The sequence below is a fragment of the Blautia sp. HCP3S3_D9 genome, from assembly GCF_052063845.1.
Taxonomy (GTDB): domain Bacteria; phylum Bacillota; class Clostridia; order Lachnospirales; family Lachnospiraceae; genus Blautia_A.
Map to the genome: position 1 here is coordinate 1 of NZ_JBQHWS010000239.1, position 2,337 is coordinate 2,337.

Annotated in this window: 2 protein-coding genes; both read left to right on the top strand. The window is 42.1% G+C overall.

Translation table 11 applies throughout. The features are described 5' to 3' along the window. Positions 1–133 precede the first annotated feature (133 nt). A complete protein-coding gene (gene istA, locus ACTNES_RS20475) occupies positions 134–1,447 on the top strand; it encodes an IS21 family transposase (RefSeq protein WP_300334815.1) in 1,314 nt (437 codons plus the stop codon). Next, positions 1,440–2,243: an ATP-binding protein gene (locus ACTNES_RS20480; protein WP_300334816.1), complete on the top strand. Its 804-nt coding sequence runs from the start codon at positions 1,440–1,442 to the stop codon at positions 2,241–2,243. Before istA ends, ACTNES_RS20480 begins: the two co-directional genes overlap by 8 nt. The last annotated feature ends 94 nt before the right edge of the window (positions 2,244–2,337 follow it).

The window sequence follows — 2,337 nt, forward strand, 5'->3', positions numbered from 1 at the left end:
TTGTTAGGGTCGGGCGGAATCGACCACCCAGAGTCGCTTAGAATTAACCATTTTTAGTCGGATAGAAAAAGCCATTGTATTTTCCTTTTCGTGTTCTAAAATGATGTATGCCAATGCATCAGTAGAAATCACAATGGGAGAAAAACACAATGACTTAACTGAAATAATAGCACATGCCCTCGATGAAATGAAGAGGGAAAAGGGAGGAAAATTCAATCCTGATAAAGTTAACCTTGCGGAGTTAGAACGTAGGACAGGGATTTCACGAGCCAAACTGCGAAGAATTAAAAAATCTGGCTTTATTGACCTTCCACATGCACTCACCGGCCGGAAAGCTGAACACACTCTTCTGACAGGGTTCTCAGGTATTATTGATGAACTACTCCGAAAAGGAATTACCAACTCTGCTGTCTGCTATGACAGATTAAAAGAGAATGGTTTCCAGGGTGGCTTAACCATCGTTAAAGAGTATATTTCCAACCATAAGGAACTTGTCCCACCTAAAAGGCAGCTTGTAGCCTCTCAAGGCAGTCGTGGTCAGCGTTACCATACTGCACCAGGAGAATCCTACCAGATGGACTGGGGATTCGTAGAAGTGGAGAATGCCTCCGGTAGCACTTATAAAGTTGCCTGTTTTGCCATGATCTGCCATTGCTGCGGACAGCGATATATTGAGTTTTTCCCAAATGCTAAACAGGAGAACCTGTTTATTGGAATGATCCATGCATTTTTATATATGGGAATCCCTGAGCATGTCCTGACAGATAACATGAAAAGCGTTGTAATCCGACGTGATGAACAGGGACATCCGATCTGGCAGAAAGATTATGAACTGTTTATGGGGAATCTTGGCTTTGAAACAAAACTTTGCAAGCCAAGACACCCATTTACAAAGGGCTCGGTCGAACGTCTGGTACGGTTCGTAAAAGATAATTTCCTGCCGGGACGTGTCTTCAGCGAAATCACGGATCTAAATTATGAAGCAATCCGTTGGTGCAATACTCAGAACAGTATTTATCACCGCGCAGTAGACTGCATTCCGAATGATAAACATACAATGTTTTGTATGAAAAACGCCTCTGTACTTGAGGAGTCGATTGAATTATCGTATTATCTGTGTCCGGAACGTAAGATTTCCTTTGATGGTTTCGTTCACTATGAAGGACGCCGCTTTGGAGTTCCTTACTGGTACACAGAAAAGACCTGCCGTGTAAAAAGAGATGGGTACATACTCTACATATACGACTCAAAAATGACAAAAGTGCTCACATCACATGATGTTACATGGAGTCGCCGGGACAGCTTCTGCAAAGAACAGTATGTTACAGAACAACCGGAAGAAAGGCCTACTGCACCGGTAAAGGTACAAATCCAACAGCTTAATCCGCCTCCGTATGATTCCGGTTTTAGTAAATTTAACTTTGAGGAGGGACTGTGGGATGAATAAATCGTTTTTTGAACAGATCCAGGATGCTGCTGATTATTTAAATCTTGACCTGAATGCACAGGAAATGGCACAGCTCGCAGTCGACCATGAATATAGTGAAGAAAATATACGGATAGTTGCTGAAATGTTTACTTATCTACAGCAAAAGAAGAAAGAAAACATTGTTTCAACATTGCTCCGATTGAGCCGCCTTCCATTAAAAGAGCCAAAAACTTTTGAAAATTTTGATTTCGGTCAGCTTCATGGAAAACAAACAGATGCCCTGCGCAATCTGCCATCCCTTTCGACTCTCTACGCACATAAAAATCTTGCGTTCATTGGCCCGCAGGGAGTTGGAAAAACACATCTTGCGATGGCATATGGGCGCAAATGCTGCCAGAATGGTCTGAAAGCATATTTCTTAAAAGCAACTGAATTAAACCAACGCTTGACCGATGCCCGGAAGTATGGCCGGGAAAGTAGTACCATAAATGGCCTGGTAAAACCATCTTGTCTGATCATTGATGAGATAGGCAGATGCGTTTTTGACAAAGAAAACACCCGAATGTTTTTTGATGTCATTGACCGAAGATACAATAAGGAAGGGCCAAACACTATGATATTTACAAGCAATAAAGGACCGGATAAATGGGGAGAATTCTTCAACGAAGATTCCTCCCTGTTATGTGCCCTTGACCGTATATTTGACGATGCCACAGTATTCATGATTAAAGGAAACAGTTACCGTGGAAAAAACTGCGAAACGATAGCATTATCAGCCGGTGCTCCATCAGCACTACCTAAAGCACAACATTAAAGAAAGGAAAAACTGATGCATTGGTTATTTCTGTCCGACTGAGATTGGTCATTTTCTCCCGACAATAAATGGCTAATTTCTCCCGACGCTAACA

Excerpts from the sequence above, each read along its gene's own strand:
- istA (WP_300334815.1), top strand. The coding sequence starts at position 134 with ATGGGAGAAAAACACAATGACTTAACTGAAATAATAGCACATGCCCTC.
- ACTNES_RS20480 (WP_300334816.1), top strand. The coding sequence starts at position 1,440 with ATGAATAAATCGTTTTTTGAACAGATCCAGGATGCTGCTGATTATTTA.